Origin of the sequence: Paraburkholderia steynii, from assembly GCF_900100565.1 — a bacterium.
Classification (GTDB): domain Bacteria; phylum Pseudomonadota; class Gammaproteobacteria; order Burkholderiales; family Burkholderiaceae; genus Paraburkholderia; species Paraburkholderia terrae.
Genome location: NZ_FNDI01000021.1, coordinates 96,626 through 111,539, shown reverse-complemented (window position 1 = coordinate 111,539; position 14,914 = coordinate 96,626). Strand labels below are relative to the sequence as shown.

The window sequence follows — 14,914 nt, the reverse complement described above, 5'->3', positions numbered from 1 at the left end:
TGACTAGAAGTCGCCGCGGCCGATGGTCATCGGCTGCACGGTGCTGCCCGGCAGCGCGTACAGCGTGATGCTCACGTTGGTCGCGTCGACGCTGTTGCCGGCGGCCTGTTCGTTGAGTTCGAAACCTTGCGACTTGTACAGGCCACCGTCGTCGAGATTCTGATAGCGGACGTCGTACGCGCCCGGCGCGACGCCGATCAGCGTGAAAGTCTGCCCGGCCGGCACGAAGAAATGGCGCACCGGCTGGTCGAACACGGACGCGTTGTAGACGAGTTTGCCGAACACGTCGAAGCGGTTGACGGAGTTGTCGATCGTCACCGAGGAATGCCCGCCCGCTGCGCCGACGGGCATGCCGTCGAGATAGGACGCCGTCGACGGCCACGGCAGTCCGTTCGGCGCGAGCGTGGGCCTCACGAACAGCGCATGCGAGGCTGAAGCGCCACTTGTGACGGACCCATCGCTGGTCCACGGCGAGGTCGCTGCCTGCGCCGACGACATCGCCGCAAGCCCGCGCCGTTTGCCATCCGACGGCGTCGCGTCATCGGCGTCGGCGTGATTACGCGTACCGTATGGCGAGCCATAGGACGAGCCGTGCGAAGACGTGTTGCGGGTGAACGGCCACGGCGTCGTCGATTCCGAAATCGCGACGTAGCCGAAGAATGCGCAGACACCGATCACCGTCCAGCTTCGCAGCGAAATCTTGCGGAGTGAGAAACCGGAGGCCGCGCGCGGCTTTCGCTTCGCGGCGCGCGGATCGACATGTGCATGTGATGTCCATGCGCTCGAACGGGTCTGCGAACGCGGCGGGACCTCACGCCGGGTCTGCGTGGCGGCCGCCTGCCAACTCGTCCGCTGGGACGCCGACGCCGGCTGACGCGGCGGCGGTTGTGGCGCAGCCGCTTCGGCCGCTTCACGCTCTTTACGCGCGAGCCATTCGTCGTGCTCCTTGCGTTGCACGGGGTCGCTCAGAACCGCATAAGACGCGTTGATGATCTTCATCACCCGCTCGGCATCGGGATCGTCGATCCGCCGGTCAGGATGATATTTCTGACTCAAAGTCTTATAGGCCGCGCGGATCACTTCTTGAGGCGCGTCCCGCGAGACTTTCAGATTGTCGTAGTGGCTGTGAATTTTCACGCCCTTCCCCGATTGCCGTGCTGGTCTTTTGTGATGATTCTACGCGAGCGCCGACGCGCCGGCCGCTCGCGAACGCGGCCGGAAGCCGGCTTTTCTATCGCCGTTGTGGGCCAGGCCGCATTTCGCGCGGCGCCCGGCCGTATTGCGTTGCGGCATGCGCCGCGCCGTTCAGGCCGTTTTCTGGTCCTGCTACCGGATGTCTGCTTCTGCCGTGATTTCGGGGCGCTCTTGCTGCTCGTTCCAGATCTGGCTGTCCGGGAACCAGAACGCGCCTTCGCGCGGCGGCACGGCGAGTTTAACCGGTAGCGACAAATTGAACATTTTCGACCAGGCGGACAGATACGACGGCGTCTTCACCAGATACCCGCAGCTCGCGAGCAGCAGGCTCGCGACCAGCGCCTCGCGTCCGATCGCCAGTCCCGGATGACCGCTGAAGTGTACGGGTGTGCCGCCCGTTGCGAGCAGCTTCGCGGGCGCGACGCTGACGGGCACGGGAAAGTCCCATTTGACGAAGTAATCGAGGAACGCCTGCTCGTCGCTCGACACAAAAATGTTTGTCAGGTGCGGCTCTTCGGCGAGTGTTGTCTCGACGAGGCGGCAGAACGCTTCCCATGCGATCGTGTGCGCTTCGGCCTTCTTGTCGGTGCCGCGAAAATGCACGCCGAGCGTCGACGCGCCGATGCCGAGCCGCTTGCGGATCGCGTCCACTTCGTCGCGGATCGGCGCGGCGGGCTGATAGTGCGAGCGGAACAGTGCGCTGCCGTGCCGCAGATCGAGCCTCGGCTCATACCGGCGACGAAACCCAAGCCCACCGAGATCTCTCACAACCGACGTGCGCACCCGCACGCTCGACGAGGGCAGCGGCACCGCGCCAATCGTGTCGAAGTATTCGGAGAACCAGTCGACCTTGCCTTCGGCGTCGCCGTAAATTCCGCCGCGCGCGGAAATGAGCGGCGTGAGGCGCTTTTCTTCGCAATACATCAGGATGAACAACACCATCTGCATTACCGAAAAGAAGCCGGAGTGCGCGCGAATCTCGATCGCAAAGTAGCCGCGGTTCAATCGTTGTTGCGCGTGCAACGTGATGCGGCCCGGCGTGCTGATCGAATGTTTGAAGCCTTCGCTGCGTCGGATGTGTCTCGCGATGTCGATCAACTTGTTCAACATGCCACGTCCCTCTCATGCGCCGGGCAGCCCTTCCCGGCAAGCCGTCTGTGTTCGAAGAAATCAGGCACGTTGCGGCGCAGTGCGCGACGGGAGCGAGGCGTCCATCATGCAGGCAGGTCCTGCCGCGCCTCGTTCGTCATAGCAATCGGGCCGCTTGCCCGATGCAATATCAGCCAGCAAATAGACGTGTTGCGTCACGCGCCATCTTATCGGGCATGACCGCGATGGTCGAGCGTCGCAAAATAGACTGTGTGCGAAGTCATACACTTGGCAGTTCGCGCTGCTAATCGTATGAAGTTATCGCTGAGGGATGGGGGATACCTGAAACTGATGGGTAGGTCCGCGGCGGGCCGCCCGCTTCGCGCGATGTACGCTCCGCGTCGAGCGCAGGCGGCACCGCAAAGCGGGATGCGAGATCAACCTTTCATGTCGACCCAGATGCGGCCCCAGGCGGTCGCGTACCTGAGCGCCTGTTCGCCGTCGTAGAAGTAGTCGAGTGCGTTGAAGATGCGGGCGGGCAGGCCCGGCTTTTCGATGATCAGATCGGCCGCGTGCAGGCCGTCGTCGCGAATTGCGGCGCTGGCTTGCAGACGATAGCCACGGTGTGTGGTCAGCATGGGAATAGTCATGGGTGCGTCTCTGGCTTCAATCGGGATAGCTGGCGCTACGCGCGGCCGACGCCGTGCTTCACGCCCGTCCCGATTGCTCTCAGGCCAGGATCCGCATTATCGCGATGCCCCGTTACTGTTCAATGACGGCCCGTGCTTTTACACACTGGCCCGTTTTTATACGTTTAATCTGATCAATCGGCGATCGGCTTGCCCGACGCGTCTTTGACCTTTGCCTTCCATTGCGTGCGGATTTGCGACACGACGCCATCCGGCAGCGGGATGTAGTCGAGTTCCTGCGCGGTCTGGGTGCCGTTCTTGAATGCCCAGTCGAAGAACTTGAGCGTTTCCTTGCCGCGATCCGGCTTGTCCTGCGACGCATGCACGAGTACGAACGTCGCACCGACGACGGGCCATGCATCCTTGCCCGGCTCGTTGGTGAGGATCTGATAGAACGACTTCGACCAGTCCGCGCCTGCTGCCGCCGCCTTGAAGCTGTCCGTCTTCGGCTCGACGACGGTGCCCGCCGCGTTCTTCAGCGACGTGTACGTCATCTTGTTCTGCTTCGCGTACGCCCATTCGACGTAGCCGATCGCGCCCGGCAGCCGCTGCACGAACGCCGCGACGCCGTCGTTGCCCTTGCCGCCCGTGCCTGTCGGCCAGTTGACGGTCGTGCCTTCGCCGACCTTGCTCTTCCATTCCGGGTTCACCTGCGCCAGATAGTGCGTCCAGATGAAACTCGTGCCCGAGCCGTCCGCGCGACGCACCACGGCGATGTCGGTATCGGGCAGCTTCACGCCGGGATTGAGCGCGGCGATGGCCGGGTCGTTCCACTTCTTGATCTTGCCGAGAAAAATGTCGCCGAGCACCGGGCCGGAGAGCACCAGCGCGCCCGGCTTGAGGCCCGGCAAATTGACGACGGGCACCACGCCGCCGACCACGGTCGGAAACTGGAACAGGCCGTCTTTCGCGAGTTCGTCGTCCTTGAGCGGTGCGTCGGAGCCGGCGAAGTCGACTGTCTTGGCAAGCACCTGTTTAATACCGCCCGACGAGCCGATGCCCTGGTAGTTGATACGGCCGCCGCCCGTCTTCTGGTAGGCATCGGCCCATTTGGTGTAGATCGGGGCCGCGAAGGTGCTGCCTGCGCCCGTGACGTCGGTTGCGTGCGCGAAGGAGCAGGACAGCGCGCCGATCAGGCTGGCGGCTGCAAACAGAGCGATTTTCATGGTTTTCCTCCATTGTTGACAGGCGTTAGCGCTGTAGCGCTTACGCCTGTCCCATGCACGACAGTGCGGTCGACAGGCATTGGCGTTTGCGCGCCTTACTCCCGTCCCATGCACGAAAGTGCAGTCGAGCAGAGTCCGCGCCTCGGCGCCTGACTCGGACCCACGCAAGTGAGTTGCTGAAAGCTTTGTATGGGGTGCGTTTCGAAATTAGTCGCGCTTCATGACAATGCGGTGACGAATGAAGCGGACTTCGCTGCGGCGATTGCACAGACAAATCCACACACACCCGACACGCGCTCGCAGCCCTTCCCGGCCGTCAACCGATTTCCCCCGCGAGACGCCCCAGTTGACGAAGCGCCGCGTCCATCCGTTCATCGAACGGCCCCGGACAACTGAGGCGGATAAAAGAACGGAAGCGCTCCGAATTCGAAAAGATCGAACCCGGCGCGATCCGGATACCGTGCGGCAACGCAGCTTCAAAAAGCGCATCCGACGACTTGCCGTCCGGCAATTCGACCCACAGCAGCAGCCCACCAGGCGGCAAGCTCAGCCGGGTGCCAGCGGGAAAATATCGGCCAATCGCGTCGGCGCTCGCCTCGCGCTGCACGCGCAGCTTCTCGCGCAACCGGCGCAGATGCCGGTCATACGCGCCCGAGCCAATGAACTCGGCCGCGACGAACTGCGCCAGCGACTCGTTGTTCCGCGTTTGCGCGAATTTCAACAGCCGCACGCGCGCATGCCAGCGTCCCGACGACATCCAGCCGAGCCGCATGCCCGGCGCGAGCACCTTGTTCAGCGACGCGCAGTAGATCACGCCGCCGTCGCGGTCCCAGGCCTTCAGGGGCCGCGCGGGTTCCGTCGATTCGATCAGCTCGCGATACGGCTCGTCCTCGATCAGCGCGATGCCACGGCGCGCGCACAGCTGCACGAGTTCGGCCTTGCGCGCATCCGGCATCACGCAGCCGAGCGGATTCTGCAAGTTCGGCACGACGACGAGTGCCTTGATGTCCGGGCAAGCGGTCAACGCGATATCGAGCGCTTCGAGCGACAGGCCCGTTGTCGGGCTGGTCGGTATTTCGAGCGCGCGCAGCCCGAGACTTTCGAGTATCTGCAACAGCCCAAAAAACGCCGGCGATTCGACGGCAATCGTATCGCCCGGTTGCGCGACCGCGCGCAACGCCAGGTTCACGGCTTCGACGCCGCCGCTCGTCACGAGCACATCGTCGGGCGAGGCCGTGACGCCCGTCGACAACGCACGCTTCGCGACGGCCTGTCTCAGCTCCGCCGCGCCGCCGTCTTCGCCGACCTCCGTCAGCAGCGTCGGTCGATGGCGCAGGATGCGCGAGGCGAGCGCCTGCAACCGCTCGGTCGGATACAGCGCGGCATCGCCCGTCGCGCCGCCAAGATTGAGCGCATCCGGAAACGCCTGAGCCCGCTCGATCACGCGCGAGATGCGTTCGTGCAGGCCGACGTAGCGCGCCGGCTCGGCAAGCGCTGGAATGTCCGGCTCGGCGACGGTCGCCAGTTTCGAGGCGGGCGCGCGCCGCACAAAGTAACCCGCACGCGGCCGCGCCTGCAGCCAGCCGCCGTCTTCGAGGCGACGAAACACCTGAATCGCCGTCGACAGACTCACGTGATGCTGGCTCATCAACGCGCGCACCGACGGCATCCGGTCGCCGGGTGCGAGCGTGCCCGACGCGATCACACGGCGATAGTGCTCGGCGAGGCGTTCGTAGAGCGGCGCGCCCGTGTCGGGCGGCGCGAGAAGGGGTTCGTCGTTCAGCAACATCATCCTTCGGATCGTGCCTGCTGCGTGGATAGATCGCCAGATACAGACCGTGGCAATTCAGACGGAAACAGAGCAACAAAACAGGTCTCTGTATCGGTACAGATTCTAAACGTGTGAGTCTGTTGCGGTCCGATGACTCTCTTTACGCTTTCGACATGTTGCCCGCCGAATCTGATATCGCCGGGCTTATCCGTTGACTGCTTCCGGACTGAGTTCTCGATGAAACCCTTCGAATACCGATACGCCCCCGGCCAGATTCACGCCGCCTGGTTCAAATGCGGCAGCGCGATCGTCGCGCTGGAAGGCACGCTGCGGGTGAGCTACCGCGATGCATCGCTGGATTGGCTGCTTGGCGACGCACCCAAGGTGTCGGTCGTCCTTTGTGAAGGCGAGCGCCATGTGCTGCCGTATGAAGCGTTCGTCGAAGTCCTCGCAACCGGGCAGCGTCACGCGATCGCGCAGATCGATACAGGGCCGCGAGGATGGCCAATGGTCGCGACGATCGGGCGCTGGCTCGTTTCGATTGGCCGCTTGAACGGTGCGCTGTTTCGGCGAAGCTGAAGCGGTGGCGTTGGGGATGCGCGCGCTGGTGTCGTAGCTCAAGCCGTGAATGGCAGTTCGGCTTGTATGGGCAGCGGCGGCGCCTGCTCGCTCGCCAGCGACAGCCCGCTCACACGCACCCCAAGCAGCCGCAGCTTGCGTGTCAGCGCGACGCGTTTCAGGCATTCGGTCGCGGCGCGCCGGATCGCCGCCGCGTCCGATGTCGCGGCCGGAATGGTCAGATCGCGCGTGACAGTGGAGAAGTCGTCGAAGCGCAGCTTGATGCCGATCGTGTGTCCGACGTAGCCCTTGCGCTGCAGGTCTTCCGCGACGCGCACGCACAGACGCGTGAACGATTCCGACAGCGCGGGCCGGTCATGGCGTGGATGCAGGTCGCGTTCGAACGTCGTCTCGCGGCTCATCGACTTCGGCTCGGATTCGACGACGACAGGACGCTCATCGCTGCCCTGCGCGACGTGCGTGAGCCACGTTGCGTATTTGAGCCCGAAGTTGGCCTGCAGCAGATCCGGCGCCGCATGCGCCAGATCGCCGACCGTGTTGATACCGAGCGCGGCCAGCCGATCGCTCGCCTTCGGTCCGATGCCGTTGATCTTCCGCGCAGCCAGCGGCCAGATGCGCGTGGGAATGTCTTCGGGCGTCAGAATGGTGAGGCCGTCCGGCTTGTCCAGCTCGGAACCGATCTTCGCGAGCAGTTTGTTCGGCGCGACGCAAATCGAGCACGTCAGGCCCGTTGCGCTATGCACGGCGTGCTTGATGCGCGAACCGATGTCGGCGGCATCGCCCGGCACGTCCGTGAGGTCGATATAGATTTCGTCGATGCCGCGATCTTCGATACGCGTCGTGAACTTCGCCACTTCCGCTTTGAAGAGACGCGAGTAATGACGGTAGGAATCGAAATCGGTCGGCAGCAGGATCGCGTCCGGCGCGAGTTGCGCTGCCTTCATCATGCCCATTGCCGAAAAGACGCCGAATGCGCGCGCCTCGTAGGTCGAAGTCGTGACAACCCCGCGGCCCGCGTAGTCCTTCAGCTTCGCAAAACGGCGCGTGCCGTCAGGCAAGGTCTCCGGTATCGCGTTGCGCCCGCCGCCGATCACAACCGGCTTGCCACGCAACTCCGGATAGCGCAGCAATTCGACGGATGCGTAGAACGCGTCCATGTCGAGATGCGCGATACGGCGGACGATGACACTCATGTTGCGTGATGCAGTTTGCGAGGGAGGACGGTGGTTGGGGTGCGCGACGCCAAATTATTCTGCCGATGCCGCCCGCTCAAGCCACAGCGGACGAGGACATGCAGTTTAGCAAGTCGCACGCACGGCCCGGATTGAAACGCCCGCCACCTTCCCGCATCGGTCAGACACGAAACACGTTGCCATCCGGACCGATCTTGCGCGGAATGCTCCGGTTGCCGGGCCGCTTTGTCGCCACCACCGACGACGCGCCGTGATCCGCCTGTACGTTGCCCGGTTCGGTGACCTTCCTCGCAAGCCGTGGCGCCGCCGGCTTTTGCGCATGCGGACGCAGCGGCTTTTGCACGGCCGGGGCGGCAGAATGACCACGCGCTTCCGGCGGATTCCAGATTTCGACGTACTTTTCCGCGTGTGCCGCAGAAGTCAAAGCCAGCGCAATCAGCCCGACATATAGACGACCTGCCTTCATCGCTCACTCTCCTTGCCTGGAACTTCCTGACGGGCTTCGCTTGCCGGGGCGTGCGCAGGATCGTGCGCGAAAGCGTCTGTCATTGCCGCGCGCGCCGTGCCGACCGACCGGCCATTCTCGCATGCATAGAACGTAGGCTCGCCCGCCTTGCCGCGCCGGATCGCCTCGTCGATTTCCCACTCGCCGAACGCCGACTTCAGGTCCGCGACAAACGCCGCGATTTCCGGCATCGGATGAACGGCGGGGTGATGCACACGCATTTCCATGACGCACGCTCCTCTTGAATCGCACGCCGATACTGTATATTCATACAGGCTTTTGCGCAATTGATATGAAGGGGTGTTGCGTGAATCGCTAAGACACGGAATTACCGGGAACTGGTCAGGCCGAGTGAGACTCGCCGACGGCGAAATGCAACGCTGCAGCCCGCCGCCAGGACAAACGTGGACGCCCTTGAAGCTGTCGAACGTGTGTCCCCTGCGCAAGTCCGAACGGCGGACAAAGAAACGCCGGGCCGTCGCAATGTCGCGACGCCCGGCGTCAATTCGTGATGCATCGCGGCAAATCGCCTGCCGCGTTCAATGACGACGTGGTCAGAACGAGTGACGAATGCCCACCATGCCAACGAACTGCGACGGTCCCGATGACGGCGTCGTGTTCTGCGAATCGCCGACAACCGCCACCGCGTCCGCGATCGCCACGCCCGAACCCGACGCGATCAGCGACTTGCCGCGCGCCAGTTGATAGGCCTCCAGCGCGTAGAACGTGGTGCGCTTCGACAGGCTGTAGGTCTGCTCCAGCGAAATCTGGTGATACTGCGCCGGATCATCGATACCGTTCGCCTTGCTTGCGCGCGTGTAGCTATAGCCGATCCCCGCGATCACCGACGGCGTGAACCGGTACGTCGCGATCGCGCCGTACGTGTTGAACACCGCCTCGCTCGCGAACAGCGAGCGCGAACCCGGCGCGTACTGCACGTTCGAGTAGTTCACGCCGACCATCAGGTCGCTGATGTTGTAGCGAGCGGCGGCAGCAATCATCTGCGTGCTGCTCGCGCTCGCGTAGCCGTTGTTGACGGGCGAATTGATCGCGAAGCTGCCGAGCGACTGGCTCGTCGTGATGTCCTTCAGCTTCACGTAGCCCGCCGCGGCCGAGAACGACTGGTAGTCGTAACGCAACGCCGCGCTCAGATTGCTGCCGTTCGTCACGCTGCCCGGCACGCCGCCGAGCCCGTACTGCGCGGCGAATGTGAGACCCGCGATATTCGGCGATGCATAAGTGATCGAGTTGTTGAAGCGCAGCGTCGTGTCGAGCGCGTCGAGATCGCCCGGGTGCGCGCCCGTGGCGCCCGTCAGCACGCCCGTCGGGCCGAGCGCGCCGACCATGTTGAAGTAAGGCGTGTACTGGCGACCGAGCGTCACCGTGCCGTACTTGTCGTTGCTCAGGCCGACGTACGCCTGCCGGTTGAACAAGTTGCCCGCGCTGCTTTGCGCGCCCGTCAGCGAATTGAAGCCGCTTTCCAGGCGGAAGATCGCTTTCGTGCCGCCGCCCAGTTCCTCTGCGCCTAGCAAGCCGAACTTGCTGGCCTGCAGGTTGCCCTGGCTCATGTAGAAGTTCGAATGGCCGCGCTGATTGCTGACGTAGCTGAATGCGTTATCGACGACGCCGTACAACGTGACGCTGCTTTGCGCGAAAACACCTGTCGACAGTAAGGCGCCAGCGAACGGCAGGCATGAGAGGGCCATTGCACGCGTGCGCGTGCATTTCAAAGTCTTCATTGCTTGTAGTCTCCTTGCGACGGAGCAGGCGCTTCAACGCCCTGCTCTCGTCCCATGCAACATGGTGGTGGATTGGAATTGCGAACTGTTGGTCGTGTCGTGTGTTGAATTTATGGATGCACGAGGCGCAGCGTCAGACGGCGCCAGCCGTTCACGATTGCATCGCCGATCACTTCGCCATTCGTACAAATCGCCGCGCGGGTCTCGGACGCAGGCACGCTGAGTTGCACTTCGTGTTGCGCGAACGGCATCTGCCCTTCGCGGTCGATAGCAATGCGCAACGTGGTTGCGTCGCTTGCGATTGCGACATTCCAGCGCCCTTGCACGCCATCGCGCCACGCTTCCGTTTCGCCGTCGTCTTCGACGCAACCGCCTTGCGCAGTCCCCGTTCCCTTGAACGGCAGCGCAATGAACGCTCGCTCGTCAGAGGGTTGCGCGAAGTGCTGCTCCGCGACGTTCAACGGAATGACACTGCCTTCGCGCAGCAGCATCACAGGTTGCTCGAACGGCGCCGGCAGCGTCACGCTCTGCCCGCCTTCGAACACCTCGCCGCTCCAGTACGACGCCCAGCGCGCGCCATCCGGCAGATACACTTCGCGCTCGCTCTGCCCTTGCTCCACCACAGGCGCAACGAGCAGCGACGAACCGAGCATCATGTCGTCGCCATCTGCGAGGCAGCGCGGATCGTTCGGAAACTCCGCGAACAGCGGCCGCAGAACCGGTTCGTACGAACGATGCGATTGCCACAGCAGTTCGTACAGATACGGAATCAGCCGATACCGCAGCTTGATGAGGCCGGCGATCTGCGCAGTCGCTTCGGGATACATCCAGGGTTCGTTGACGGTGCCATCGTCGTTCCACGAATGGATGCTGAAACGCGGCAGGAAAATGCCAAACGCGACCCAACGCAGCAGCAGTTCCGGCTCGGGCGCCGGACCGGAAAATCCGCCGATGTCATGACCGCTGTTCGACACGCCCGACATCGCGAGGCCGAGGCCCATTTTCAGGTTGTAGCGCAGCGTTTCCCACGACGTGTAGTTGTCGCCGGACCACGTCTGCACGTAACGATGCATGCCGACGCCGCCCGAACGCGACACGAGAAATGGCCTCGTGCGGGGCGCGTGCTCGCGCTGCGCGTCGCGTGATGCGCGCATCATCAACTGCGTCTGCAGCACCTTGGCCTGATGCGCCGGGAACGGCTCGCCGAAGCCTTGCGCGATCGCGTCGGGTGTCCAGATTTCAAACTCGTTGTTGTCGTTCCACGTCGATGCAATGCCGTAGCGCAGCAGACTGTCTTTCACGCGCGCCTTCCACCAGTCGATCGTGGCGGGATTGGTGAAGTCGAGATACGCGCCCACTTCGTCCCAGAACTGCACCCATGCGGGCTCGCCGTCGCGGGAATCGATCAGCAGCCCCGCCTTCGCGGCTTCGTCGAATGCCGGATGGTCTTGCAACAGGCACGGCTTGATGTTCGCGCACAGCTTCACACCCTCACGCAGATAGCCGTGTACGAACCCTTCGATGTCCGGAAATTTCTCGTGATTCCAGTTGAATACGTAACGCTTCGCGCCAATCGACGTGTAGCCCGACGACAGGTGGAACGAATCGCACAGCACGTCGTGCTCGCGGCAGCGCTCGATGAATTCGCCCATCTTGTATTGGGCGTCGGGCGCGTCGGTATAGCTCATCGTCGAGCCGGAATAGCCGAGACCCCACTTCGGCATCAGCGCGGGCCGGCCCGTGAGCCAGGTGAAGCGACGCACCGCGTGCAACGGCGTATCCGCCGACGCGATGAAGTAGTAGTCCAGATCGCCATGCTCGGCGACGAAATGACGGTAGTGGCCGTGATAGTTGTCCAGCTCGCGGCCCATGTCGAAGCGGCAGTCGGCGAGCGTGTCGTAGAACAGGCCGAAGCCCATCGACGTTTGCGGCTGCCACGTCACGTAAAACGGGATGTGCTTGTAGAGCGGGTCCGTGCTGCGCGCGCTATAGCCCATCGCGTCGATGTTGCGCATCTCGTAGCTCTGGTTCGCGCGGTCCAGCGTGCCAGCGCGCTCGCCGAGGCCCACGTACATTTCGCCGCGCTGCCGCTCAACGTAGTGATAGACGCGCTCGTCCCACCAGCCGAAGTTGTACGCCTGTGTCTTGCGGTCGTTCATCACGTCGTGCCATGCGCCGTCGCGCGCGATGGCCCACGAACAGAAGCCGCCGTCCAGCGCGACCGTCAGACGGACCTGCGCGGTTTCGACGACGAGCCGTTCCGCGTCGCTCGTCGCGCTGAATACCGTTTGCCCAAAGCCGCTCGTGTCGCGCCGGTCGCGGCCGTCGAGCGGCACATCTTCCAGACCGGGCGCGATCGACCAGGTGCGCGGTCCGCGAAGCTCGCCCGTCGGCAGCACGAGCACGCGGATGATGTCGTCGGCGAGAACGAACAGTTCGATTCGCGCGCCACTGGCGTCGGACAACACGATCGGATTGCCGGCATTCCCGGCAAGCGCCTCGGAGACGGAAAACAGAGGTCGATTCTTCAACGTAGCCATGATGTGTTTCCAGGTCAGTCAGTTCAAGCCGCGCTGCCCGCGCCGTTTTCGACGCGTTGCAGACGGGCATCGCGCGACACGCCGCGCATCAGGATCACCAGCAGCGTCGCGCCGATCAGGTCGAACGCGCCGAGCGCGCCAAACAGCGGCGTGTAGCCGATCTTGTCGGCCAGCGCGCCCACCATCAGCGAAAAACCCAGCCCGCCGATCCACGCCGCCATGCCCGCAAAGCCCGCCGCGGTGCCGACTTCGCCGGGTTCGAACACGTCGGCGGCCAGTGTGTTGACGAGCGCGGAAATCATCTGGTGCGCAAAGCCGCCGACGCAGAACAGCGCAATGGCCTCGTACGGCGAAGCGACCAGCCCGATGCACGCCGGACCGATCATCATGAATGCGCCCAGCACGACGCCCGCGATGCGCGACCAGATGAGCGGCACGCGCAGCCGCTTCATCAGGAACGGCGACAGATATCCGCCGAACAGACCGCCGAGATCCGCCGCGAGGAACGGCAGCCACGCGAACATCGCGATCTGCTTCAGGTCCATGTGGCGCTCAGTGGCGAGATAGAGCGGAATCCAGAAGCTGAAGGTCTGCCAGGCCGGCTCGGCGAAAAAGCGCGCCTGCGCGATCGCCCAGAAACGACGCGTGCCGAGCACTTCGCGGATGCGGCGCTTGTCCTGGCCATGAGCAGCAGGCGGCGTCTGCCCGTCGACGATGGCCGTGCGTTCTTTCTCGCTGATCCGCTTGTGGTCGGCCGGCGCGCGATAGAACACGTACCAGAGCGCCGCCCACACAAAACCCAGCGCGCCTGTCACGGCGAACGCGCTCTGCCAGCCGTAGCGCAATGACAGAAACACGACGAGCGGCGGCGCGAACAGCGATCCGAGCGAGGTTCCCGCGTTGAAATAACCAACAGCCACCGACTTCTCGCGATTCGGAAACCACTCGGCGACCACCTTCATGCCGGCCGGAATCGCGACGGCTTCCGACAAACCCATCAGACCGCGCAGTGCAGCGAGCGACAGCCAGCCGCTGGCGAGACCGTGCAGCATGCCCGTTGCCGACCACAGGCAGGCGAACAGCGCGAAGCCCAGACGCAGCCCGATCAGATCGATGATCAGCCCGCAGACCGGCTGCATGATCGTGTAACCGATCTGGAACGCGCCGACGACGTACGAGTACTGCTGCGTGTTCATGTGCAGCAACGTCTTCAGCTCCGGCGCCATGACGCCGAGCGCGTTGCGCGACAGGTAGTTGACGATGGTCCCGAGGCACACGAGCGCGATGATCCACCAGCGCAGGCCAATGATTGTTCTCAAGTCTGTCTCCATTTCCTTTATGCAGACCGGGCCCGAGGTTGCCCGGCGGTGTCGCTGGTGGATGCGCGAATTCGAACATCCAGTTAGCGTTTATCGTCGGTCATCGTATCACTGAAACGTCTGTAGGATACCAGGGAAAACCATGTAGTACACGAAGCACACAGGGCGAAAGGCCTTTCAGATGGCCGTTCTGCGCAATTTGCGAGCGGCTGTGTTGCGAAAGGACAAAAACGTGGACGGAACACGCATGATGTTCATTCGAACATCGGATTGTTCTCTTACGCGCCAAAAGGAAGATTGGAATACTGAGAAAGCTGCCCGCAACCAGGCCGGAAGGAGTCCAATCTTCCGTGGCGTCTCGCGAAATGGGAAACAGGTCGAAGAAATAGCCGCGTGGCGAGAAAATTCTTTGAGATACGTCGTCGTACAAGTACAGGCGTTCGTATATCGGCAAAAATTTCGCCTATACTTTCTTTTACCTTTCTTATTTCTTTCGATTTAGACTAGCGCCACACCCAGAACACTACGGAGCGCTATATGGGGAATTTAGGAGGTTTCATGCAAGGTGCGGCCGCATTGGGCGGCTGCATCGGACTGTTCGCGACGGTCGTCTGCCTCATCGAACTGTTCAGCGGCTAATCGCCAGATCAAGCGCTGGAGACCACATAACACCAAAGAGCCGTCGCAAATCGACGGCTCTTTTTTTTCACTCATGCTCCACGGCCTGGGTTTCTTCCATCGTCGACGCCCTCACCCGCTCAGCGAAGCTTTGCAGCGCCGCCAGCGATCCATGCACACTGTGATATTCCTGTCGACCGATCCGTGCTTCGAGCACGACGGTCATGCCTGCTTGTCGCGCTACATCCAGGATGTCCATGTCAATCTCCGCTATTCGTCCGAACTCTTGAATCGCCTGGCGCCCTCAAAACCGAAGCGCCTTGATATCTATTCTATGAATCCCTCGTCAAGCATCAATCGCATCCGCGGGGAATCTATGTTTGCGTGGCGACAACAATCCACGCGTCGCGCTGGCACGAAAGTCAATGCACGCTGAAGTGGCCAGATTCACCGCGCGCCCGCGTGCCTGTAGGATCTCGGATGCCAGCCACGCGCGGCGCACGCAGCAGGAC

13 protein-coding genes are annotated in these 14,914 nt (G+C 63.0%); 1 reads left to right on the top strand and 12 read right to left on the bottom strand.

From position 1 onward, the window contains the following. Positions 1-3: 3 nt before the first annotated feature. From BLT65_RS31190 to BLT65_RS31170, 5 genes are all read right to left on the bottom strand, one after another. Positions 4-1,137 (bottom strand): J domain-containing protein, encoded by a 1,134-nt coding sequence (locus BLT65_RS31190; protein WP_091785174.1) that lies wholly within the window; start codon positions 1,135-1,137, stop codon positions 4-6. 189 nt (positions 1,138-1,326) lie between these two features. Further along, positions 1,327-2,304, bottom strand: a complete 978-nt coding sequence (locus BLT65_RS31185) for an O-fucosyltransferase family protein (RefSeq protein WP_042309282.1) — start codon at positions 2,302-2,304, stop codon at positions 1,327-1,329. A 416-nt stretch (positions 2,305-2,720) separates the two neighbouring features. Then, positions 2,721-2,933, bottom strand: coding sequence for a hypothetical protein (locus tag BLT65_RS31180; protein WP_007743864.1), 213 nt, complete (start codon positions 2,931-2,933; stop codon positions 2,721-2,723). Between the two features lie 173 nt (positions 2,934-3,106). Next, positions 3,107-4,138 (bottom strand): phosphate ABC transporter substrate-binding protein PstS, encoded by a 1,032-nt coding sequence (gene pstS / locus BLT65_RS31175; protein ID WP_091785171.1) that lies wholly within the window; start codon positions 4,136-4,138, stop codon positions 3,107-3,109. 316 nt (positions 4,139-4,454) lie between these two features. Next, on the bottom strand, positions 4,455-5,930 hold the full coding sequence (locus tag BLT65_RS31170) for an aminotransferase-like domain-containing protein (RefSeq protein ID WP_091785166.1): 1,476 nt from the start codon (positions 5,928-5,930) through the stop codon (positions 4,455-4,457). A gap of 216 nt (positions 5,931-6,146) precedes the next feature. On the opposite strand from BLT65_RS31170, the gene BLT65_RS31165 reads away from it, so the two are divergent. Further along, positions 6,147-6,488, top strand: a complete 342-nt coding sequence (locus BLT65_RS31165; protein ID WP_091785163.1) for a hypothetical protein — start codon at positions 6,147-6,149, stop codon at positions 6,486-6,488. Positions 6,489-6,526: 38 nt separating this feature from the next. Here the strand turns inward: BLT65_RS31165 and dinB are convergent, their stop codons facing one another. From dinB to BLT65_RS47360, 7 genes are all read right to left on the bottom strand, one after another. After that, positions 6,527-7,681: a DNA polymerase IV gene (dinB, locus tag BLT65_RS31160; RefSeq protein WP_091785160.1), complete on the bottom strand. Its 1,155-nt coding sequence runs from the start codon at positions 7,679-7,681 to the stop codon at positions 6,527-6,529. 160 nt (positions 7,682-7,841) lie between these two features. Further along, positions 7,842-8,147, bottom strand: a complete 306-nt coding sequence (locus tag BLT65_RS31155) for a hypothetical protein (RefSeq protein ID WP_091785157.1) — start codon at positions 8,145-8,147, stop codon at positions 7,842-7,844. Next, positions 8,144-8,413 carry a hypothetical protein gene (locus BLT65_RS31150; protein WP_091785154.1) on the bottom strand — a complete coding sequence of 90 codons (270 nt, stop codon included), beginning with the start codon at positions 8,411-8,413 and terminating at the stop codon, positions 8,144-8,146. Before BLT65_RS31150 ends, BLT65_RS31155 begins: the two co-directional genes overlap by 4 nt. Before the next feature lie 327 nt (positions 8,414-8,740). Further along, positions 8,741-9,925 (bottom strand): porin, encoded by a 1,185-nt coding sequence (locus tag BLT65_RS31145; RefSeq protein ID WP_091785151.1) that lies wholly within the window; start codon positions 9,923-9,925, stop codon positions 8,741-8,743. 110 nt (positions 9,926-10,035) lie between these two features. Next, on the bottom strand, positions 10,036-12,465 hold the full coding sequence (locus BLT65_RS31140) for a glycoside hydrolase family 31 protein (protein WP_091785149.1): 2,430 nt from the start codon (positions 12,463-12,465) through the stop codon (positions 10,036-10,038). A 23-nt stretch (positions 12,466-12,488) separates the two neighbouring features. Further along, entirely contained in the window at positions 12,489-13,784 is a 1,296-nt protein-coding gene (locus tag BLT65_RS31135; protein WP_091785146.1) for an MFS transporter, read from the bottom strand. 706 nt (positions 13,785-14,490) lie between these two features. Continuing rightward, complete coding sequence (locus tag BLT65_RS47360; RefSeq protein WP_007589740.1) at positions 14,491-14,661, bottom strand: hypothetical protein; 171 nt, start codon at positions 14,659-14,661, stop codon at positions 14,491-14,493. Positions 14,662-14,914 lie beyond the last annotated feature (253 nt).